General features: G+C 55.3%; 16 protein-coding genes. 4 read left to right on the top strand and 12 right to left on the bottom strand.

What is annotated here, in order from left to right; all coding sequences use genetic code 11:
* Positions 1–17: 17 nt before the first annotated feature.
* From AC5SEM_RS28715 to orn, 7 genes are all read right to left on the bottom strand, one after another.
* Positions 18–4,787: an RHS repeat domain-containing protein gene (locus AC5SEM_RS28715; RefSeq protein ID WP_495471799.1), complete on the bottom strand. Its 4,770-nt coding sequence runs from the start codon at positions 4,785–4,787 to the stop codon at positions 18–20.
* Positions 4,788–4,867: 80 nt separating this feature from the next.
* Positions 4,868–5,854 carry a hypothetical protein gene (locus AC5SEM_RS28710; protein ID WP_137217694.1) on the bottom strand — a complete coding sequence of 329 codons (987 nt, stop codon included), beginning with the start codon at positions 5,852–5,854 and terminating at the stop codon, positions 4,868–4,870.
* 338 nt (positions 5,855–6,192) lie between these two features.
* The gene (locus tag AC5SEM_RS28705) at positions 6,193–8,622 is read right to left on the bottom strand and encodes a leucine-rich repeat domain-containing protein (RefSeq protein ID WP_495471798.1); all 2,430 of its coding nucleotides are present in this window, start codon (positions 8,620–8,622) and stop codon (positions 6,193–6,195) included.
* Positions 8,623–8,808: 186 nt separating this feature from the next.
* The gene (locus AC5SEM_RS28700; RefSeq protein WP_495471797.1) at positions 8,809–9,840 is read right to left on the bottom strand and encodes a hypothetical protein; all 1,032 of its coding nucleotides are present in this window, start codon (positions 9,838–9,840) and stop codon (positions 8,809–8,811) included.
* 172 nt (positions 9,841–10,012) lie between these two features.
* Entirely contained in the window at positions 10,013–10,624 is a 612-nt protein-coding gene (locus tag AC5SEM_RS28695) for a trimeric intracellular cation channel family protein (protein WP_137217697.1), read from the bottom strand.
* Positions 10,625–10,878: 254 nt separating this feature from the next.
* Positions 10,879–11,898, bottom strand: coding sequence for a hypothetical protein (locus tag AC5SEM_RS28690; protein ID WP_495471796.1), 1,020 nt, complete (start codon positions 11,896–11,898; stop codon positions 10,879–10,881).
* A 428-nt stretch (positions 11,899–12,326) separates the two neighbouring features.
* Positions 12,327–12,869: an oligoribonuclease gene (gene orn / locus AC5SEM_RS28685; protein ID WP_495471795.1), complete on the bottom strand. Its 543-nt coding sequence runs from the start codon at positions 12,867–12,869 to the stop codon at positions 12,327–12,329.
* A 107-nt stretch (positions 12,870–12,976) separates the two neighbouring features.
* Between orn and rsgA the strand changes: the two genes are divergently transcribed.
* The 4 genes from rsgA (at position 12,977) to AC5SEM_RS28665 (ending at position 16,075) form a co-directional block, all read left to right on the top strand.
* Positions 12,977–14,008, top strand: coding sequence for a small ribosomal subunit biogenesis GTPase RsgA (gene rsgA, locus AC5SEM_RS28680; RefSeq protein ID WP_016985702.1), 1,032 nt, complete (start codon positions 12,977–12,979; stop codon positions 14,006–14,008).
* A gap of 212 nt (positions 14,009–14,220) precedes the next feature.
* Positions 14,221–14,628 (top strand): TIR domain-containing protein, encoded by a 408-nt coding sequence (locus tag AC5SEM_RS28675; protein WP_116031963.1) that lies wholly within the window; start codon positions 14,221–14,223, stop codon positions 14,626–14,628.
* A 2-nt stretch (positions 14,629–14,630) separates the two neighbouring features.
* A complete protein-coding gene (locus AC5SEM_RS28670; RefSeq protein ID WP_495471794.1) occupies positions 14,631–15,590 on the top strand; it encodes a caspase family protein in 960 nt (319 codons plus the stop codon).
* The gene (locus AC5SEM_RS28665; RefSeq protein ID WP_495471793.1) at positions 15,590–16,075 is read left to right on the top strand and encodes a toll/interleukin-1 receptor domain-containing protein; all 486 of its coding nucleotides are present in this window, start codon (positions 15,590–15,592) and stop codon (positions 16,073–16,075) included. Before AC5SEM_RS28670 ends, AC5SEM_RS28665 begins: the two co-directional genes overlap by 1 nt.
* Before the next feature lie 86 nt (positions 16,076–16,161).
* Here the strand turns inward: AC5SEM_RS28665 and AC5SEM_RS28660 are convergent, their stop codons facing one another.
* The 5 genes from AC5SEM_RS28660 to tssI all read right to left on the bottom strand — a co-directional run bounded on the left by AC5SEM_RS28660 (position 16,162) and on the right by tssI (position 22,993).
* Entirely contained in the window at positions 16,162–16,437 is a 276-nt protein-coding gene (locus tag AC5SEM_RS28660; protein ID WP_495471792.1) for a hypothetical protein, read from the bottom strand.
* 349 nt (positions 16,438–16,786) lie between these two features.
* The gene (locus AC5SEM_RS28655) at positions 16,787–17,731 is read right to left on the bottom strand and encodes a hypothetical protein (RefSeq protein ID WP_495471791.1); all 945 of its coding nucleotides are present in this window, start codon (positions 17,729–17,731) and stop codon (positions 16,787–16,789) included.
* Positions 17,722–20,415 carry a toxin VasX gene (locus tag AC5SEM_RS28650; RefSeq protein ID WP_495471790.1) on the bottom strand — a complete coding sequence of 898 codons (2,694 nt, stop codon included), beginning with the start codon at positions 20,413–20,415 and terminating at the stop codon, positions 17,722–17,724. The genes AC5SEM_RS28655 and AC5SEM_RS28650 overlap by 10 nt, the downstream gene beginning before the upstream one ends.
* Entirely contained in the window at positions 20,412–20,978 is a 567-nt protein-coding gene (locus tag AC5SEM_RS28645) for a DUF4123 domain-containing protein (RefSeq protein ID WP_495471789.1), read from the bottom strand. Before AC5SEM_RS28645 ends, AC5SEM_RS28650 begins: the two co-directional genes overlap by 4 nt.
* Positions 20,975–22,993, bottom strand: a complete 2,019-nt coding sequence (gene tssI, locus AC5SEM_RS28640) for a type VI secretion system tip protein TssI/VgrG (protein WP_495471788.1) — start codon at positions 22,991–22,993, stop codon at positions 20,975–20,977. The genes AC5SEM_RS28645 and tssI overlap by 4 nt, the downstream gene beginning before the upstream one ends.
* Positions 22,994–23,188: the final 195 nt, after the last annotated feature.

Raw genomic sequence — 23,188 nt, 5'->3', positions numbered from 1 at the left:
CAAAGTACTCAGGCAGCTCATATACGCGTTGTATCCATACTTTTCGCCGATCTCATTATTGCGTTGGTCTGCCCGTCGGACCAATGGCCGCCCGCCTGGAGGACTTTGCAAACTCGCGTATTACTGTCCTCTAGAAGGTAAATACGCTCCCCACGTCCTTTCGACCTCGCAAAAAAAACATGCGTTACTTTTCTTCCATTACCGGCTGCGCCGAACTCCTCGTAATACATTTCGGTCAAGCCCGCTGCTTGTCTGGGGGACATGTTGCTTTCCACGCGCTTGTAGAATTCCAAGGCCATTGGTTGATGATTTTTATGCACATTCTCTACCTCGGCCCCAATCAATTGCCAAGGTTCATCCGGCACTGACTCCCCGGGCGCCTTGGCTTTTTTGGCCGCAGCCTTGGCGCCCTTTCCAGGCTTCTTGAAATGTTTTGCCGCCTTGGCTGTGTCCTTGCCCTCGGGACTTAGACCTTTGCTAAAGGCCGAAGCCATCCTCCTGCCAGCATTCACAGCAGCTTTTGCACCCGCCGCCAAACCTGCACCGAGCGAAGCCAGCCCAAGACCGAAGCTGATCCAGCCCAATATCTCGCCTGCTTGAGAACCCGGTGCCAGCTCATTGATCACCTCGCTGGCAATACCCGCCAGACCTGAAGTCACCGCCAGCCCCAATGCCGCCGCTGCCCATGGCGTCGCCGCGCCCATCGTCAACACGCTGGCAACAACCCCGAGAACACCGAGCCCGATGCCCAGGATCGATTGCCAGGATATATGCCCGGTAGGGTCGACACGATTGACAGGGTCGCCGAGGCAATAACTGTAGGCATTCAATCCGCCCGCGCCGAACGGACTCATGCTGTCGGGGGAGAGGAATCGCATCAATGTCGGGCTATAGGCTCTGTAACCGTTGCCCAGCAGATACAGCCCGGTCACCGGATCCAGCTGCTCGCCGTTAAACCCAGCGAGGCTGAACAAGCCACCTTCGGCAGGACGATGCCCGTACGGGCTGTAGGCGCAATCGGTGAGCTGTTCCTTGCCCAGCGTTGCCAGCACGCTTTGCTGCTGATCGGTACCAAACAGCTGCGCGCCGGCGTTCAAACCGAGTTGCTGTTGCCCCACAAGCGTTCCACCGTGACGCACAACACTGGATGAATTTTCACCACTCACCTCATTGGCGACCCGGCCTGAGTAGTAGTAACGCTGCGCAGTCACCTTCCCGGGTTGCGACAGTTCAACCAGATCATCGAAACCGTCGTAATGGTAGCCACGAATGACGGATCCGCCTGCGCCGGACAATTGCTCAAGACGCCCGAACGCGTCATAGGCCAGAGTCCGCGCCTGATCGTCCTTGATCATCCTGCCGTTGGCGTCGTATTCCAGCGTCACTGCCGATGGATAGTCGACATGGGAATGTTTGACTGCGCTGAGCTGTGCAGGATCGGGATTGTCATAACTGAAGGTGGTCAGATTCACGCCCAGCGGGAACCTGGTCTGCACGGTAAGCATGTTGTCCAGCGCATCGAAGGTGAACGTCTGCCGGACAATTTCCTTGCCATACGGATCGCGGGGCTTTTGGCTGCCGGTACAGTCGTACTGGATCAGACGCCCGCGCGCATCGTAGGCGAATTGTTCATCGCGCAATAGTTGCGTGCCACGCCTGGAGACTTTCTGCGCCAGTTTGCCAGCGAGGGTGTAAATCGATTCCAGCGTCTGGTCAGGCTGCCCCTGAATCTCGAATGTACGGCGGGTTTCACGACCGATATCGTCATAGGCAAACCGGGTGATCATCTGCCGCTTGATCGACGTGTCTTCGGTTTTCGTCCAGTCCGGCAAACCTGTCTGGATGGCGTAGTGGAATTCGGTTTTCAGCGAGCCGTGCGAGGTGGATAGCAAGCGGCCGTGGTTATCGTATTCGGATCTGCTTTCGGAGCCGAGTACATCGACATGGCTGATCGGTCGCCCCTGCAGGGACCAGGTACTGGTCGTTGCTTTGGTGATCGTGCCGAAGGTCGTGGTTTCGGATTTGACGCGCCCGGAGGGGTAATAGGAAAAACTGCGTTGCCTGCCGCTTTCGGTACAGGTCAAGGGATTACCACTGACGTTGTCATAAGTCAGGGTGGTGACCAGCTCCCCTGCCTTGCGCTCCGTCAGTAAACCGCCCAGATCGCGCAAATAAGTGAATTCGGTTTTTTTGCCATCAGCACTCTTGTACCACTGTGGCTGAGTGAAGCCCGCTTCATAACCCGCCTCGGACTTTCGTCCGCCCACGGTACTTTGTATTAAACGACTCAAACCGTCATAAGTTTGCTGCCCCAACACTTTGTCACCGACCTTGATACCGATCGATAGCCCTTCATCGCTATGCTCGGCGTATTCGGTCACGACCGCATTGGCGTCAGGCAAGACAGTGCGAATTACCCGGTCAAAAACGTCGTACTCATATCGAGTGGTATTGCCGACAGGATCTGTTTCGCTGGTTGTGCGCCCGTACCCGTCATAGGTGTAAACGGTTTTGCCCAGACTCTTGCTCTTCCGATTGAAGCGCTCGACGCTGAGCGGTTTACCGAACTCATTGACGAGGGTGAGTGTCTTGCCCATCCCCTCGATCCAGTTGGTTTGCTGGCGAAGGACCGGATTCGCCTCACTGTGTTCGATACGCCCATCGGCATGCAGCGTCTTGCTGACCTGACCCCAGGAATCGAACTCGTAGCGGGTACTGACCGGATAAGACTGGCCATCACGCCAATCGGTCAGCGTCACTTTCACCGTGTGACCGACCGGATCATGCAGGGCAGAATAAATCGTGCGAGCCTGCATCAGCCCGTCCTTGTCGGGATGGTCGCAGTCCTTTTCCTGAACAATGATCACCCGCTCCAGGCCGTCATAGTTCACTCGTTGCTCACCGCCGACGGGATCGGTGGTCACCATTGTGGCCGGCTGCTGTTTACTGGCGGCCAGATAGGCCCACTGGGTAGCGGCCGCATAAGGGCTCCCGGAAGCAACCGTTTTGCGCACTGCCCGGCCGATGGCGTCGTATTCATGTTCGATGTGCTCGCCATCGACACCGACCTCTGAAACCAGTAATCCGCTCAGCGTCGAAAGCACTTTCTCACTGCTCTGCAGCGCATCGTCAAACCCGCGTGTGCTGGACTTGACCCGTAACCTGTCGCCCTCAAGCTCATAGGAAAACTCGAGAGATGTTTTTTTGTCATTGAGGATGACACTTTGCTCTTTCGTGGCCCCGTGCTTGAGCGGGTCCTTTGGCGAGTTCAGATAACTGCGCTCGGTTTTCGAACGCAAGACTTCAACACCTTCTACAACTTCGAAAAAACGTTCCCCAACCGGTAACACGAAGGCCAGTTCCGCGCCTTCCAGCGCGGGATGCAGGGCATAGTCGTAGTACGTGACTGTCGGAGTACCACCCGACGCGGCAGCGGTGACCGTCCTCTTTTTCGGAAACCTGGAAAAACCCAGCGGATCCTCCGGGCAATTATCGCCACCACTTGCCGGATAAAATTCCGTCGAAGTCATCACCCCACTTGGCTCAATATGCTTGAGCAAGTTTCCTTCGCCATCAAACTCGGTGACGGTGGTTTCCACACGCTGCTGTTGGGTGCGCCGATCAAGGTGAGTCACCGTATGGACTTTCGGCATACGGAACTGAGCCACCTGCTCATTGAAAGGCTTGGTGACGGAACAGTGATACTCGGTGGCGGTGGCGATCTGGGCGTCGCCACAGGTTGTAACCTCAGCCACCAACAGATGGAATTTGTTGTAAGTGCGTTTAATGCGCGTATGCACGTTGCCGCTCAGTAACAACTGCTCGTCCGAGGTGTAGACGTAGTTGCCGGGCGCCAGATAGAGCGGATCCAGGTCATTATCCCTGGCCGGGAGCAGGCCCTGCCCAAGGAAGTTATGGTCGGAGTACGCGTAGGTCTTGCAGAGTCTGGGTTGACCGCGGCCAGGATAGATATCGTGAGCGATAACAAACGGCAGTGTCTGTTCCACGCCATTGACGAACCTATGACCTTGGCGCTTGTAGCGAATGATTTCCACGCCGCGCAATGGATTGACGACGCGGTGCAAATAGCTGGCCTCATCGATAACTTCATATTCCAGCTCCCAACCTTTACCGACCGGAAGCTCGATCGCCGTTACCCGAGCGTTCTTCAAAATCAACTTGTAGGCGGAACTGGAAGAGGTATCGGGATGCCGGGTCAATGTGACCTGGCCTGCATTGCGGGTGATTCTCAACAGGCATCGTTTCGCGTCACGGACTTCGCTCAACCTGGGGAACTGGTTGAACAACTCGTGCTTCAACGCGATGCTTACACCGTTCGCGGCGATTATTTTTTCCGCTACGGCGACTTGAGTGCCAGCCAGAACTTTGAGCAGCTCACGCCGACCATCCTTGTATCGAACTTCATAGCGCCCGGCTCCAGTCACTGACACCTTTGCCGTTTGCAGTTTCATTTCCTTGAACTTCAGACCGCTAGACGTCTCGACAGCCCTGTAACGCTCGCCGTTGGACAATGTCATGACTTTGCTGCGCAGGTCGTAATTTGTCAGGGTCAACGACCAGCCAATGCCCAAACCGGAGTCCGCCTGATTGAGCGGATTGAAGCCTATTGAAAGTGTAAGCTCAGGACCATTGAGATCCGCCGAGTGCAACTTTCCCAACGAAAAAGAGCACGTGTACATGCCCGTGCGCGGATCAACGCCTCCGGAAACAAACTCACCAAAGTTAAAAGCGTTTGAATGAACAGCGGAAGATGAATTACTTTCCATAGAAAAAATCTCCTTTATTCCAGATGCAGATAGGGGCAAGTCAAGTTGGCCAGCTAAAAAGCGCTGACCACATCGTAAATTCAGATGACCTGTTTCATTGGCCGCTTGGAATCACTCAGAATAAAAGCGCGCTGTTCTTTATCACCTTCGATACACAGCCTGTGCTTCGTACCAAATTCATCAATCACAGCAAACTCGAATGCACCTTCGCTTTCTCGCCCTACTTGCAGGTCCGCGGAAGTGTATTGAATAAACGTCAACTGTCCGGGCACGTTGTTAATCGGCGCGAGCATCGTGCCAAGGGGACTGCGAAACGTTGCTTTCAACCCGTAGATGGGTGCCATGTAGCCGTAAAAATTTCTGCGCCCATCCTGAGTGCCGGGTATGTTTCCGGAGGCATAGACCTGCACCGCATCTTCGGAATCATAAGGATCAAGTTTCACCTCGCTGCTGTACCAGTCAAGCAGGTGAATCTGTCTGCCCTGCGCATACAGCCCGATATGAAAACGTTGAAGCCAGTCATATTGCGCTTTCTGCTGCTTGCCACCATATTCGTTGAACGTAAAGCTCTTCAGCGAATATTCATTAGGTGGAACTGCCTCCAGCGTAATACTGCTGTCAAAGCCGATTCCGTTACTTCGCAATAACACACCATCGATGAGAATTTCGGCGGCCACTTCCATGATCCCGGGCATGGTGGCCGAAACCCAAAACTGGAAAATCTGCACCGGATCAGAGTCGTCACTTATCCGGTTGTGCGTGGCACGTGGAACTTCGGCAATCCGCGGTGCACCACCCGACATTTCATGGGCGTAACGATTTTCCTGCAGCGAGACACTCCAGTCACCCTCCAGAGGCCGAGCGCCGTTATAGGCAATCAACCGCAGTGATTGCAAAGCCGGATGCCCATACAGCGATGCGCCGTCGCCATTGTTATCGATCCCGTGCAGCAGCACCAACACACGCACTTGCATGCGACCGTTGGCATAAAGCACTTTATGCTGACCAGACCGTGTTGCGTCGAGTTTTACCTCAATACGGGAAATACCAACTTGATCATCGAGCATTTAACAATACCTTGCTGATTAATAGATTTCGCCCTTTAAGGGCTCAGCAAAGTATTGAGGTTCGATTTAAATAAAAATAGCTGCGACATTCGACAAATTGTGAGGAGGCAACATTTTAACACCACCCTAAATAACCAACATAAACACTAACACTTCCAAAAACCGTGAACTTTATGATGCCGAGCGTAACAACGTTCATTCTCCCCTTTGGTTCCAGCACTCAATGATCGCTCCCCTTCCGAGCTAGACTGAAAATAATCAGAAGGGGAGCCTTCGAGCGGTTTATTTCTTGTCTGGCTATGTTTGACAAACAAAGGAATCGTTACTTTCACCAATATTCAGTCACTGTCTGAACCTGTCGAAAATCCGCTCTCCGAGGACTCACTATCCAAGTCAGACTCTGAAACCACATCGTCCGTCTGGATTTCCACCTTTCGATCCATACTGGCGCTTTCCAGATAATTACTAATCCGTTGCCTTGACGCGACACTCAGCGGATTATTCAATAAACCAACGAACAGATCCTGTGTATCCGGAATCTCGATCAACTCATATCCTACGTCGGAAATATTATTATCATGCAATGCCACGACACCCAGTTTCCTGAGCTTATCTATACCTGAAGGAACGCTGGAAAGATTTGCGTTGCTTAGCATCAATCCGGTTAAACCTGGCATGTAGCCTACATGCGGAGCAACTGTCAGAGGGTTGTTTGCCAGATTCAACCGGGTCAGCGTTTCGATTCTGGACAATCCTTCTACTGTGACCTCGGATAGTTTCAGCGAGCACCCGTCCAGCGTAAGCTCGCTTAACTGGCGCATTTGAAATATTCCTGACGGGAATTCCTCCGTTTTTATGCCAAAGACTCCCAAACATTGAATATTGGGGAAGCTGTCAAGAAACGCACCTAACCGTGCACCCGGTTCATTGGCGGTTAATAATAACTCTGTTACATCCTCAAATCGCGTGGACAACCTTGGTAACTCACCCGAAAAATCGACATAGTGAGAAAATTGATCGTCCCCTTCCCCCCACCTCGAAACCGACTTGCGCTGCCAGATATCCTGCAACTTTGCGCTGAACTTCTCGCGAGCCTGGCGTCGCTCGGCGTGTGTAGGCGCGCCTTCTGGTTCCGACGTCTGCGCATGAGGTGATGCCCCTTCAGCAGTCCATATCGCAAGCTCATCTCGCAACGTTGCAAGCTCTGTTTCCAGGCGAGTCAATACGCCGGAGGCATCACTCTTCAAACGTTCTTTGGTAAACGTCGTCATCTCCTCATCCGAAATCTGCGGATAAAGATCACGTACACGCTTTACCACGGATTTTGGCGATACCGGATCGTTGTCACCTCCCCCCCGCAATTGCCCCGTTTGTCTGAATTGAGCGCTGGCAGGATCAACGAAAACGGGCAGCGGCGCGAGCCCCAACAATTCACTCACGTTTTGGCGTGACGGCAACGGTTGAGCACGGATCAACTGTTGCAACGCCGCACCTGCGCCTTCTGTCACACCCAGCAACTGACGATCCCTGGTCAACAACAGAAACCAGAGTGTTGAATACAGATCCTTCGATCCCTGAGGGGATTGGGCGTCGCGGCTCCGAATCACATAGCCATGACCCTGTCGAATCAGTATGTGACGAAACGGCGATCGGGCATCGCCAATAGCACTGAGGACCTCCCCGTCCATCGCCCCTTGGCGAATCTCGATACGCATTTGCCGCGGCCAATTCGCCAGATTTCCGAGCATATGCAGGACTAACCGATCACTGTCCGGGTTGGTTATTGCCTCTAAATAAATGCCTTCTGCGGCCCTCGCCAAGCGAATCTCTCGCAGCGCCACCAGTGCCTCTTTCGCCACTCGCTGTGGCATACCCGGTTGGTTGTGCATGTACAAACGCTCGGCAGCGCTCGTATTGCGCCATATCGCCAGCGCAGCCGTTTTCGGTAGATGTGGAAACACCCGGCGCATCCGCAAAGTGTTTTCATCGCAATCGGATTCAAAGGCATCCTCCAGATCCTTGAACCGCTTAAACCGCTCAGGCGCGGCTCCGCGTCCTTGCGCCTGAAGCATCTGATCAAGCTGGAATCGCCTGATGCTGTCCTCCAGTAAAAATGGCGCAGGACGATCATTGACGAGCACATCGCGCAGCACTGATTCATTGACCCCGCTCACTGCCAGCAGGCGTGCAACCGTGGCGTCGGCAAACTGCGCCACGGAACGGCCCATCCGGCGAAAAAGCTGTGCGGTTTGTACTGATATCGAATCAGTGAAGCTGGCAACATCGCTGTCCAGCGGGACCCAGAATCGGCCCTCGCGGTCCGGCTTCAATAGCGGGCCGGAGGGGTTGAGTTCACTGGCCAGCGTGGCGCGAAACAGGCCACTCTTGGCGTCCAGCACCACTTGCACGATCTGGTCATCGGCTACGGCGACATACTGACGCTGCTGCACTACCCAAATGCCTTGCGCATCAATCTCGCCAAGGCTTTTGTGCGCAGGTACCCAGTAATCCGCCAGTGAGGACTTCGCGGTATGCTTCGCGAACTCGCCGATTGCGGAGGCCCTCGGGTTCACACTCACCCTGATCGCTGGTGTCACTGCGACCGATTCAGGCTCGAAGGACGGATGCAAGGGTTCCAGGCGATGCGGTTTGGGCGGTTGGGGCACTGCTGAAGCAACGGAAGGTGGGCGATGAATGCCTTCGACACTGAAATCGCGAATTTTGGTTGGGGCAGGTGCAGGCTTGACCTTTGGCGGTTTGCCAGTCATGACGACTCATCCTTGAGATGTGGTTGTGTTGGCCCTACGTAACTGAAGGGCCAACAATCGATATAAGTAAAAGCACTTCGGGCGCGATTACCTGATAAGTGAACACCACAGCTTATCGCTAGTTGCTATAGCAAAAAGTATATACATCTACTACATCCACCGAAATTGCATCAGTGAAAGTGATACTTAGCCTCGTTCCAGATATAAATTACGCTCAGAGAAGTCCACGCGAATCGCCAATTTATGCTCTGTACCGTGCTCATCAATGGCGACAAAATAAAGTTTATTTCCGTACTTGTATTTCCCCCCGTTTGTCGAGTACTCGGACAGGGCTTGTACAACCGTTAACTCTCCGTCGCTCTGAATTTTTACACCATAATGCTCACTACCCCATGTATGGGCGTCAGGAAAAAAAGCGAAAACAAAAGGATCTCCGTTAGCCGGCAAGGTCACCGTCACATTTTGTTGTTCAGGGCGAACAAGAATGACATCCATATAATTGGTTTTTGCTTCATTCAATCGGTTGCCGCCCGCAAAGTTATGGTTAACGCCTTCCTCGACTCCGTCTACAACCCAATCGATCAGCTTGATCTGCTGCCCCCGCGGATACAGCCCCAGACGATAGTTACAGATGCGATTGCCGGGCAATTCATTGCCGCGCCGGGTTTGATACCAGCGGAATTCTTCCATGGAATACGCCGAAGGAGGTTGTGCTTCGATGGTTACGCTGCTGTCGTGGACACTGGAAAGTGTGGTTCCGTTACTGAGAATCCTCTCACCGTTCAGAGTCAGGCGCGCACCGACCTGGGTCGTCCCGGCGCTCGATGAGGATACCCAGAACGTGCGAACCTGAGGATGGACGCTGTCATTTTCCAGGTCATCGTCGTGAACCTCGCCGGCAGTCAGTGAAGGTCGTGCCTCAATGGTAAAACGCCCTTGCACGGTGCTCGCGGCCCAGCCGTCGCGCAACGTCTTGCCAGTGCTGTAATGAATCAGTTCGATACTTTCCATTACATCTGCCGGTACGTGCATGGCGTTGCCATTTGCGTCTACCCCGGAAACCAGAACTTGTACTTTCAGCTGCATCCGGCCATTACCGAACAGCGATTTGCTGCGAGTACTGTCGTTGGCATCAAACTTGACCTTCATACTGGAAAGGCCTGCAAGAACGGGCAGATTGGTTTGCTGATCGGGTGTAGCGTCCATGCTTTCACTCATAATGCATTACCTTCAAGAGATATAATTAAATAGTGGCAGTGGAAAGCTGCCAACAAAAAATCTACATACCTTTCAAATAAACAGCAAAGTGAAAAATGTAAGAAACATACACTTGCAAGCCACTAGCCCATCAGCGAACTTTCAGCAAAACAGCACCGGACTGCGACACGTATCAATGCTCATCGTTATAAACAAACTTGGGCATTTCCCAATGAAATCGAATAGCCAGCAGACGCAATAAAAATCCGCCAAACAGGGTGATCAGAATGGCTTGCTCACCGGGCACATTCAGATAAAGACACAGCATGTAGCACCACGCTGCGGCGAAGGAGACGCTCGCATACAGTTCGCGGCGAAAGATCAGCGGAATGTCGTTGCAGAAGATATCGCGCAGGATGCCGCCGAACACCCCCGTGATCACGCCGCTGACCGACGCCACCAGCATGCCGTGGCCCATTTCCAGCGCGGTCATGCAGCCGATCAGGGTGAACGCCACCAGGCCGACGGCGTCGAGCACCAGAAACAGCGAGCGCAGATGGCGCATCCAGCGCGCGGTGAACACGGTGAACATCGCCGCGACCGAGGTCAGCACCAGGTATTCCGGGTGTTTGACCCAAGTCAGCGGGTAGTGCCCGAGCAGCACATCGCGCACCGAACCACCGCCCAAAGCTGTCACGCAGGCGATCAGCACTACGCCAAACCAGTCCATGCCGCGTCGCCCGGCAGAGAGGGCGCCCGTCATGGCTTCGGCGGTGATGGCGATCAGATAGAGCATCAGCAACATGGTGGCAATCCTGGCAATGAGGCGCGCAGTTTAGCCACTACGCGCCGGCACCAACAGAGATGACGCTAACCTCGCACCAATTTAAAACCGCCGTCCTTGATAAAAGAACGGGGAGCCGTAGTCACCACCAGCGTCACTTCGAATCGACAAATTGGATCAAGAGTCACAGCTACAAATCTGCAACTGCGGGGTTTCTTGTGCAAATGCTTACAGGCAGATTTGTCTATTCGATACTTTTAGAAAAAATCAAAGTATCAGCCTCGTTCCAGCCTGAAGCTTCGTTCTTTAAAGTCAGTGCGGATAGCCAGAGCATGTTCAGTGCCAAATTGATCCAGAACGGTGAAGCGGAAGACTTCCGATCTAGCGACGCGCGGTTGATTTCGTGCTGCTGGGGACAGTGCCTGGACAACAGTCAGTTCTCCGATGCGGTCGTTGACTTTAACCTCATAGTCCTTCTCGTGATAAATAAAACTGATGGACTCTGGCGTCACACCGGAAGCCTCGACAAACGGTAACGACATGTTAAATGTGTGCCGGTCCGGGCGGATCAGAATACCTGCCTGAAACGCTGCATTCCATCCATCGACGTCATTGCCGAAGGCAAATACAGCGTTCTCATCAGAATCCTCAGCAATCCAGTCCAGCAACTTTACTTGTTGCGCATGGGGATATAAACCAAGGTAATATTTATAAATACGCTGATTTTTAAACCCGCCGTCATACCAGACATTTTCCCAACGGAATTGCTCAATCGCATAGGTGACCGGCAGGACGGCCTCAAGACTGATACTGCTGTCATGCCTGCTCGACAGTGTTGTGCCGTTACTACGGATGACTGTGTTATCAAACTTTATGGAAGCACCGATCTGGATGGTTTCAACATTTTCGCTGGACACCCAGAACGTGCGTACCCGGCGCGGGCCCGAAGGATCCTCGTTTCCATCATCCTCCATAACAGTGGCTGTGTGCGCTACCGCCAAGGTGAAACGGCCCTGTTCCGTGCTGGCCCGCCAACCATTGCGCAAGGTTTTGCCGCTGTCATAGTGAACAAGACGAATACTCTCCATGACCTCATCGGAAACAGCAACGACGTTACCATCGCGATCCAGACCCGCCACTACAACCTGGACCTTAACCTGCATGCGCCCATTGGCGTATAGCACTTTGCTGCGACTGGATGCGCCCACATCAAACTTTACGGTAAAACTACCGATACTATCTGCAACACCTGACTCATCGGACCGATCTGGTGTCGCATTCAATATTTTACTCATAAAATTCTTCCTTGACAGATATTAACTCGAACACTCCGTGGTTCGAGACATAGAGCACCAGTAATAACATGCACCAAGAAAGATCTCTCACCCAAAGTGTAAGAGAAAACAAAAATTGCAATCACAGCGTTAACATGAATGGCGTACTTGGTTACAACACACCAAAGCCACTTCCTCACTCAATCGAATGGCAATCAATACTGGCTTGCCCGCTCGAAAACATTAGATAAAGGCACAACATCTAATATCAGACGGGTGCAGCAATAACACCGACATAAAGTTAGCTTCGGAAGAACAGCGTAATATCATTGCAACAGATGTCGTCGATCAGGGTAAGCGCAACCCAGCCATTTCGCTTTGGCAAGACGGCGTGCGAGCGACACGTTCCAATGCAGGAGCCGCCTGTGGCAGCTCCTGCACAAACCACATCAAAACTTGATGAAATGCTTGCGGTAGTGCTGCAACTCGGCGATCGATTCGCGGATATCGTCCAGCGCCAGGTGCGTGCTGCCCTTCTTGAAGCTGTCGCGCACGTCCGGCGCCCAGCGCGCGGCCAGTTCCTTGAGCGTGGAGACGTCGAGGTTGCGGTAGTGGAAATAGCTTTCCAGCGACTTCATGTGCGTATAAAGGAAGCGGCGATCCTGGCAGATGCTGTTGCCGCAGATCGGCGATTTGCCCTTCGGTACCCATTTTTCCAGGAAGGCGATGGTTTCGGCTTCTGCCTCGGCCATGCTGATGCGGCTGTCTCGCACGCGCTGGGTCAGGCCGGAGTTGCCGTGGGTGCGAGTGTTCCACTCGTCCATGCGGGCGAGCACTTCGTCGCTGTGGTGAATGGCGATCACCGGGCCTTCGGCCAGCGTGTTGAGATCGCTGTCGGTGACGATGGTGGCCATCTCGATGATGACGTCGTTTTCCGGATCCAGACCGGTCATTTCCAGGTCGATCCAGATCAGGTTCTGCGGGGTTGGCATATTTCGGCTCCTAAGCAATGCTGCGCAGTTTAGCCTAGGCCGGTGGCCGGGCGTGCTAAACTCGCGGCCGTTTTACCTAATCGCTGCATTCTTCAGACGGAACACCCATGGCCAAACGCCAACTCAATCGTCGTCAAAACTGGCGCATCGAAAAGATTCAGGGCGAGCGCGCCGCACGCGCCGCCAAACGCGAGTCCTCGGCTGTCGAAGCCCTTGAGGGCGGCGATCTGGGCCCGGAACAAACAGGTCTGGTGATCGCCCACTTCGGTGTACAGGTCGAGGTCGAAGCTGTTGACGGTGATCAGGCCGGCCAGGTCTTCCGCTGCCACTTGCGCGCCAACCTGCCCGCGCTGGTAACCGGCGACACCGTCGTCTGGCGTGCTGGCAATCAGGGCATTGGTGTGATCGTCGCGCAACTACCGCGTACCACCGAACTGTGCCGCCCGGACAGCCGTGGCCAGCTCAAACCGGTAGCCGCCAACGTCGACATGATCGTCATCGTCTTCGCACCGCTGCCCGAGCCTCACGCCAACCTGATCGACCGTTATCTGGTTGCTGCCGAACACGCCGGCATCCGTCCGCTGCTGCTGCTGAACAAGTTCGACCTGATCGACGAGCAGAACGCCCCGGCGCTCAATGCCCTGCTGGCGGTTTATCGCACCCTCGGCTATCCGGTACTGGAAGTGTCGGCGCACCACGGCAACGGCATGGAACAATTGCAACAGCAGCTCGACGGCCGCATCAGCGTATTCGTCGGCCAGTCCGGCGTCGGTAAGTCGTCGCTGGTCAACAGCCTGCTGCCTGAGGTTGAAACCCGCGTCGGGCCGTTGTCCGAGCTGTCGGGCCAGGGCACGCACACGACGACCACCGCGCGCCTGTTCCACTTCCCCGGCGGCGGCGAACTGATCGACTCCCCGGGTATCCGTGAATTCGGCCTGGGTCACGTCAGCCGCGCCGACGTTGAAGCCGGTTTCATCGAGTTCAATGACCTGCTCGGCACCTGCCGCTTCCGCGACTGCAAGCACGACCGTGAGCCGGGCTGTGCACTGCTCAAGGCCCTGGAAGATGGCCGCGTGCAGCAGCAGCGCATGAACAGCTACCGCTCGATCATCGCTAGCCTGCCGGAAAACGGCTACTAAACATCTGCACCGGCAGCACCTCGCCCGAGGGCTGCCGGATGTCGGACCGCGCCTGACAAACCCCCGACTCCGCTAAACGTCAGACTTTTCTGACAGACCCGCACACGCCTGCTTGCAGGACATTTCTCTTTCACCGCCCAACCCTTGTAGGCAAGCTCCAGATGCCTAGATTGGGGTCCTCCTTCGCACCTTCGCGACCTTCGAGGAACCCCATGCAGACCTATCACCTGTTCATCAGCCACTCGTGGAACTACTCCCACGCCCACGACAATCTGGTCCGTCTGCTCGGCGCGCAACCGGATTTCAGTTTCAAGAATTTTTCCGTGCCGCCACATAACCCGATCATGGGCGCGCAGACCGACAGGCAGCTCGAAGAAGCCATCGAGAACAAGATCCGTCCTTGCTCGGCGGTGCTGATCATGGCTGGCATGTACTCGACTTACAGCAAGTGGATCAACAAGGAAATCGAGATCGCCAAGCGTATGGGCAAGGTGATCATCGCGATCAAACCATTCGGCGCCGAGCGTATTTCCACGGTCGTGCGCAACGCCGCGAACGCCGAATGCGCATGGAACACCAACAGCATCGTTAGCGCGATTCGCTTGCATACGGCGGTGTAACCATGCGCAAGGGACTGTTTATCGGCATCAACCACTACGACTACGTCTCGCCATTGAGCGGTTGTAACAACGACGCAATGGCCATGGCTTCGGTGCTGGAACGTCACGCCAACGGGCGCCCGAACTTCAGCAGCAAAGTGCTGACGTCGGCCGAAGAACAACTCACGCTCAAACACATGAAACAGCAGATCCAGAGCCTGTTCTCAGGCGACTGTGACGTGGCACTGCTGTACTTCGCCGGTCATGGGCAGTTCGACACCAGCATCGACGAAGGACTACTGATTCCCCAGGACTATCAGCCTGGCGGAGACGGTATCCGTATCAGCGACATTCTGGAATGGGCGGACAAGGCCCCGCACATCAAGAATAAAATCATCATTCTCGATTGCTGCCAGGCCGGTGCAGCAGGCGCCTTGCGCAACCTGCGCGGTGGCAGCAGTGTGATCGGCGAAGGCGTGACCATTCTCACCGCCTGCAAAAAAGAACAGTACGCCCTGGAAAGCCGCGGTCACGGTGTATTCACGGATCTGTTGCTGCAAGCGCTGCATGGTGGCGCTGCCAACGTGCTCGGCAAGGTCACCCCCGGTAGCGTCTATTCGTTTGTCGACAATGCGCTGGGAGCCTGGGAACAGCGTCCGGTATTCAAGACCAATGTCTCGCAGTTTGTGCCGCTACGCGAAGTCGCGCCGCTGATCGCCGAAGAAACCCTGCGCAAACTCAAGGACTGGTTCCCGGAACCGAGCTTCGTTTTCAGACTCGACCCCAGCTACGAGCCCACCGAAGCGCTGTTCGATCCCGAGCACGGTGACATCTTCAAGCAACTGCAAATGTGCAATCGCCACAGCCTGATCGAGCCCGTGGACGCCGAACACATGTACTACGCCGCCATCAACTCCACCGGCTGCCGCCTCACCGCGCTCGGCGCCTACTACCGCGAACTCGCCCTCAAAGGACACTTCTGATGCCCGTCTTCATCAGCTACCGCCACATGGATCGCGCCCACGCCATCGCCATCAACAGCCGCCTGATTCAGGCCAACATCAAAACCTACCTCGACGTGCTGGATCCTGAATCGCAAACCACCGATGACATCACCGGCGTCATCACCCGCAACATCACCGAGTGCACGCACTTGCTGGCGGTGGTCTCGGAGAAAACCGCGTTGTCGTGGTGGGTGCCGTTCGAAATTGGTGAGGCGACTATCAGCAATCGGCGAATCTGCTCGTTCAAGACCGGCCCCGCAGAATTGCCGTTGTACCTGGACAAGTGGCCGAAGTTGAGCACGGATAAAGATCTGAATTTCTTTATCGATGCGTATCGTGAGGAGGTGTCGAGCAAGCGTTCGATGACGCTGGACTCCAGTAATGAATCTTTCAGCGGCACCTATAAGCGCAACGCCGAGATATTCCATGATCAACTGAAAAACCGGATTCGACGGGGGTTTTGATCAGATCTGATCATATTCGTGACGCCACGAATATAATCGAAAACCTCCTGCCATCGGAAAGCCGCGAAACTCGCGGCTTTTTACTTTCAAAGTCCGGGCGCGACTCTATCCAGTTTCCAGCCCAACGCATCCAGCGCGTCACAGCCGTCCTGAAGCAGGAGATGCGCGACACTGGCGAAATGTTCCAGATCATGGCCTTCGGCGTCTTTGACGCACAGGCAACTGACGCTGTTGAGCATGTTGCGCAGGATGTTCAAACGATGCTTTGCGGTTTCGAGAAGGGCCGAGGCCTTGGCTTCGGTGTCGATGTAGAGCGTGGGAGTGGTGCTGATATTGCCTTGAAGGGGATGAAAATCGGGCATGGTTTTATCTCATCTGATAAGTGAAGCTCCCTCCCTTCCGCGGCTAAACGAAAACTGGGTGGTAGCTGTACGCGGGTTAGCCGACCGGACAGATGAATCCGGCACACCCGAGGGTGTCCCACGCACAGCCACCATAGACATCAAAATACCAGGCAGCAAAAAGCGCCGCGTCAACACGGGCGCTTGTGCATCATCTGTTACGACCGGCTAAAGTCGATCACCGATTCGTCGGTGACGGGCGAACTATAGGCGAGCCGATGGGTGAAGTAAAACCCGCTTTATACGTCTCGGAGCCGTCCTACAGCAGTCCGAGAAATTGCCTCGTTCGCCAGTTATTGATTGGGGGGGGTCATCCCTTCGCGCTTGATTGCTCCAAATCCACTAACCGAGTCTTGGGGCCGTCGTCCTTAAGGCGTTCAGTGACCAGCGCTGACCACAGGTTTCGGGAGCGACGTTTGGCAACGCTGTAGGTAAATTCTTTAATCCGATCGGTGGGATAGAGCATGGGCTCGAAGATCAGTTTGGCCATGTCGCTGCCGCTTAAATAATTCTTTCCCCCAGCGTCTTTTCTAGCTTGTCTGATGTCTGCCAGTGTTTGTTTGAAGCTGTCGCTCATTTTGAAGCGAGCCGCGAGTTGGCTTTTTACAAAAGCATCAGACTCACTGTGATTACCGTGTTCATCAAAGTAAGGGCCGTTGTTCATGTAGGAGCGGATGTACTCCCAAAAGCCTTTTTGCATCTCCAGGTTTTTACCGAAGGGTGACCCAAGGCTGACCATCAGGGCCATTTGCGGTTCTTCAAATTTCCACATCCGGATTTCCAGCGAAGCGCTTTGCATACCACCAATATGGGTGCCGACGAGTTGGAACTCATTCGCCACAGCTAAAATTCCATCCCAAGGCGTGTGGAACAGTTCACCATCTTGATCGAAATAGACTTCCCGCGTACGGCGATTGAACAGGATGGGTAGAGGCAGCGGCCGGAGTGTTTCCCAAAGGAAGGGCACCAGGAAAAATGCCGCCGACATAATCAGACCAGTAGGTACTCCTTGCCACTTCCCGTTAAGCATCAGCAATACGGCAAGGCCTATACAGGTGACTCCACCCACTCCACCTAATATTCCAGTCCATAATCCCCGATCCGAATCCCCCCCTGATTGCAACGCCAAGTAATGTTCAGTGTGCTCATCTGTAATAAACAGCTCCATTGGCTGCTCGCCCGTGGCGATACTTGCATCAAGGATCACGGCGGATGAAGTACTGCTTCGAGTTTGTTCCGGCTTGTTCATATCCATGCTCGTTCCATGATGGTGACTGCGGGCAGCGTCAGTCCCTCTTGTGGGGAATAGATCAACTCACCCTCGATGCGCATCAAATCCCGCACGCCGTCCTCATGGTACACACGGCGATACGGAGTAGTGCCGTGTGATACAGGAATGCGGCTGCCGATATGCAGAGCAAAGTCGTTACCCGTCCATTCGACCTTTTTGGTTTTCTCTGGATGGTAGCCAAGGGTATCGCCCCAGACTTCGATGCCCTTGAAATGAATCATTCCTTCAGTCAGCGATACATTTTCCCCGGGCAGTTTCAGCATCAGGTACGTGGATGTGACTTGCCCTTGATATGGGTTCATTTCCGACAGCCGCTGAGCTTCAAAACTGATGGGGAAGAGAATCGGATACAACTTGTCCATGGACTGGGCATAGCTGCTCGACCAGGTCTCGTCCGGGCGGATGCCAAAACGACTGTGTTTTACCCACTGCTCCAAGGGCGTGTCTGTTGTGTAGAGTCGGGCCACCACACCTGCGACCACTACTACAGTAAAGCCAAGTATTTTTATGGCGATATGCGGTGCAACATTCATCCCCGCTGCAATGGCTGACATCTCGCCGGCCAACACGGCCGCTTGGGCGGCACGGTAAATTCGGAAAAGCTTTACATAGAGAACAATGCTAGACACCTCGGCACTGATAATTGCCAAATTCGCCCTCATAGTGTCGAAATCGCCTTTTTGATACGCCTCGAAGGCTTCTATTCCGTAAAGCACAACGTCTACAGCTAGCACAGCAATCTGCAACCCTGAAGCAGCGGCTGCACGTCCTAAGGCTTTTGTTAAAAGCAGACGCGATGAAATTGAGGTATTGCTGCTTTGTCGAACGGCTGAAGCCCAATCGACCTCTGCTACCCGCTGAAGAACAGCCGCACCTGCGGCAGCAACTCCGAACGTCGCACCAGATGCTCCCACCCATTTTTTGGTTGTTCCGCTCTCAACCAACTGCCCCGCCGCCCAAACAAAATTCCCCGCTGCCACCAACGTCACCAAAACCTTCACCGGCGCCTTACTCAACGCCCCCTTCAAATCAAACACACCACTCAACTCAACCCCAGCCGCCAGATTCACCGGCAACGGCGGCAGCTTGGTGCTGGCCGGCACCAGATGCATGAAAGGAATCCCCGCCGCCACGCCGCTGGCAAGCGAAGCAACATTCAAATGCGCGGGCGGTGTCTGCCGAGTGCCCATCAAGTCGCTGTACCACTCACCCAAATGACGCGACGTAACAGCCAACGTCTGAATGCGCTGCTCGCTGCGGGCCAATGCTGCCGCCATGTACAGGCGCCCGGCATTGCTCGTGGCATTGTCGGCCTGATGCAGTTGCAGCGCGGCGACGGGGGCGAGGGACAAGAACAATGTTTCAAGACTGGCCGCCGGATTGTGTTGCTTGAGCTTGTCGGCGGCTTTGTTCAGCCCTTCGGCATGGGCAAAGGCTCTGGCCAATTTGTCGGCGCTCTCTTGAACAACCGCTTTGTTGTCGCGCGTCAGGTCGCCGAAGTCCACGATGTATTTGATTTCGCCAATGCTCAGCCGCGACGGTAACCCGAGTAACGCCCAGAGCAGCCATGGCTTGCCGGCCTTGTCACCTTCCAGGTTGAAGGTGATGGCCTCGGCGCCGATGCTGGTATTGGCCGGCCCAAGGCAGGCTTCGGCGAAATGCAGCTCCAAGGCTTCTCGGGCAATCGCCTGGGCAATGTCGAAGTGGCCGCAAGCCGTGTCCATGCTCGACGGGCCGGTCGCTTGCAGGGTGTTGAACCATGCCACCCAGAGTTGAGCCAGACGCCGAACGTCGGCGGTATATCGCTCGTTCTGCGCCTCTTGATCCTTCCATGTCCGCTGGAGTTCGTCGTAGCGAGTAATGGACGGCAGTTGCGCATGCAACTGAGGGTCGCTTTCGCTCAAGGACTTGAGAACTCCGGCTATCGCCCATTCTTCGGCATGATGCTCCTGATAGCTGTCGAACGCGGTTTTGCGCACACGGATCAGCGCAGCGAGGTCAAACAGCACGCCCCACGGATCATCAATGAGTGCGAAGGTCTGTTGCTCGCATGCCTTCATCTGCCGCTGCACCTTCAACCAGTCAGGCGCGTGCTCCGTTTCAGGCTGAGCGCTCCAGCCGTAAAGTGTTGCATCGACATATTCGCCGATCTGTTTGGCGACGGTTTCGACCGAGCCGCTGAACGGTGCGACGCCCGGGACAAGACTGCGCATGATGCGCTTACGCACGGCGGCATCGGTTTTGGCTGAAAGATATTGCGGCTCGCTCCAGCGCACGGGCGACCACACCAATGCGGCAGGATCACCGGCCCGCAGCAGCAGATGCGGTTTGACTCGGGTATCGATCACCTTGCCCGCACGCGGGGTTTGCGTGAGCAATGCTTTTTCGACCTGATATTCCACCAATTTGGATGGCTTGCTTTCCCAGACGTAGAGCCAACCGTCACGCAGTAAACGGGCGGTGTAGTTGAGCGGGTGTTCAGTGAGGTCAGGATGGCGCGGCCCAAGCTCTGGAAACTGTCCCTTCAGCGCAGGTAAACCATGAGCATCGGTGGCGACAGAGGCCGTCGGGCCGACGGCGTAACGTAATGGCAGAACAGCGGCAAACAGCGGACAAGTGCCAAAGCGATTTTTGTTGCGGACGCTCATGGGTTTGTCTCCGGATTGGCCGGCAGACTGAGCGCCAGCAGCAGTGACTCAGACAGGGCTATTTGCGCCGTTAGCCCGTTGGACTGTGGCGCCGAATCGTATTCCGGATGCTGGTTTTCCCAAGCGCAGACAGGCCCGTTTCCGTGTCTCAGCCAGACACTGTCGACGCCAAACCAGAAACCTTTCGGCCATTGCGCTTCTGCCAGCCAAGCACGGGTCAACGCCGGGCCGTCAGCCAGACGCAACCAGAATTCTTGTTGTTGCTCATCAACGATCCGTAAGCGGCGCTGCAGAATCGACAGCAATTGCTGGGTGGTTTTAGACGTTGCCAGCCATACGCCGTGTTGCAGATCCGCGCCGCTCCACCACGCGGCATGGGTCGCACTGCCGATTGAGGCGTTAAGCAAAAACGGCCCGCAAGCGCTGATTGGCTCGTAAGCGGTGCGGTTGAACAGCGACTGCGGATGGTCGGGACCGTAGTGCTCGTGAAGCCAACCAGCGCCGTCCTTATATTGAGAACCGTCGATCAGAAGCAATCCTTTGTTCGGGCTATCTGACTTCATGCTTCAGCCCTCTCGGCGGCATCGCATACCGGACAAATGCCGGTATCCGCCTCACGAAAGACGATGGCTTGTTTGAGCAGTGCCTCCATCGGGATCGCTTCAACGACAATATCCTCGGCTGCTGCCGACAACGCCGTCTGCGCCGGCACACCGGCCACTGGCGCGCCACCCTCGACGATGACGACACTGCTGAAGATCCCGCCCGAATTGATGACGATGTGATGGCCGCCAGCAGTCAGCGTCAGGCTCGTGCCGGCATCAATCACCACTTGGCTGGCCGTAACGCGCGCATGCAGGCCAGCCTGAACCACCAGCGTGCCGTCCGCCGTGGTGCTGCTGTTGCCACTGATGCTGAGCACGTCGTCGGTGCCGATGACGGTGTTACGCATACCCTCAGTGGTGTGCCGCTCATCAGCCTTGATCAGGCTGGTGCTGTGGTTGTCGACCTGTTCGATGCGGTCATGACGGATCAGGCTGTGGCTGTCATTGAGGATCAGTTGTTCGAAATCACGCTCGGCGCGAAGGTAGATTTTTTCCTGGCCGGCACGGTCCTCGATCATCAGTTCGTTGTAGCCGCCGGTATGCGGCGAGCTTTGGCTGCGCAGCACGGTTCTGGTCTTGTGCTCGGGCAAGGCGTAGGGCGGGGACTTGACCTTGTTGGGCACGCAACCGGTGATCAATGGCTTGTCCGGATCACCTTCGAGAAAGGTCACCACGACTTCCATGCCGATGCGCGGAATCGTCACTGAACCGAAGCCTTCGCCGGCCCAACTCGACGACACCCGAATCCAGCAACTGCTACGTTCACTGTTGTGTTCGGCGCGGTCCCAATTGAACTCGCACTTAATGCGGCCGAACTCATCGCAATCCGTTTCCTCATGGGCCGGCCCGGTGACGCGGGCGGTCTGACAGACCAGCGGCCGACGTGGTGCTGGCAACGGTGGGCGAAACACCACCTCGGCGGGAATCACGCTGAAGGTGTTGCGATAGCCTTGGGTGAAACCGTCGGCGGCGTTGACGTCGCTGGTGACTGACTCTTCCAGCACTTGGGGCTGCCGGCCGTCGTGGGACACGGCGAGCAAGAGCCATAAGTCATTGCAGTTTTTACGCGGGTGTTCGGTCAGTTCGAATAGGTGCCCGCTACGCAGGTTCGCTTGATTGCTATGACCTTCGCCCAATTCGTAGTCGCTACGATGGCGTTCCAGCGCCTGTCGGGCCAACTGCTTGCCGCGCCTTTCGTTCTCGATCAGTAGCGGGTATCGGTAGTCCTCCAGCACCGGGGTGAACTCGGCGGTGAATCTACTTTCGAGCAGTAGACTCGGACGTTTGAGGTCATAGTCGCGGCGGGTGACGGTGCTGGTGCGGGTGCTGGTTCGCACACTGAAGCGGCTGACCACCGAGTGCTCGGCGACCATGCCGGAGTCTTGTTGATAGGGCGTGGCACCGAGTGTGGGCAGGAACACTTGATCATCGGTGAACACCAAAAGGTGCCCGTCCACCGAGTGCTGGTGATGCCAGGCGATGCCGTCCTCGGCGCATAACCTCTGGATGAATTCAAAATCTGATTCCGCGTACTGAGTGCAGTAATCACGAGGCGGGTTCGCAGTAACGTGAAAGGTGAATGCATCACCTTGAATGCCATGCTTCTTGAGCACCTGCGCGATGATCTGCGGCACCGTGCGCTGCTGGAAAATCCGCTGATCGTGGCTGAACTGCAAGTAATACAACGCCGGCACCAGTGTCAGGTGATAGCGGGTCAGGCGCTTGCCGGCCTCACCGACCAGGACGTCTTCGATACGCCCATGAATGCCTTCACCGTTGTGGCCAAATTGCAGAAACGCTGGTTGGCTGAGCAAACTCTCCAGATCGAAATCCGGGTGCTCGCTGACCAGTTCGACATGGATACCGTAGAGGGTGCTAATCGCTTCGGTGCCGCTGAAGGCCAGCACCTTGAAGTCGTGACGGATAGCAGGAATCTGCAACGCAAAATGCGCCGCGTTGGCCGACCGGAACATACGCTTATCCTTAAGCAAAGAGGAAAAAAGCGCGGCGTTCAAACCGTCCTTGGTCTGTGCTCGCGAGAACTGGCGGGCACGCTAACAAGGTAAAAAACTGATTGATGTAGGGTAATTCTTCAAAACTGGAAAGAAACTTCCTTCACGAAGATCTGCAGTTCAACAGACACAAAAAAGCCGCGATCATCTCGCGGC

This window comes from Pseudomonas sp. CH61 (assembly GCF_059429415.1).
This window is presented reverse-complemented; position numbering and strand designations above follow the sequence as displayed.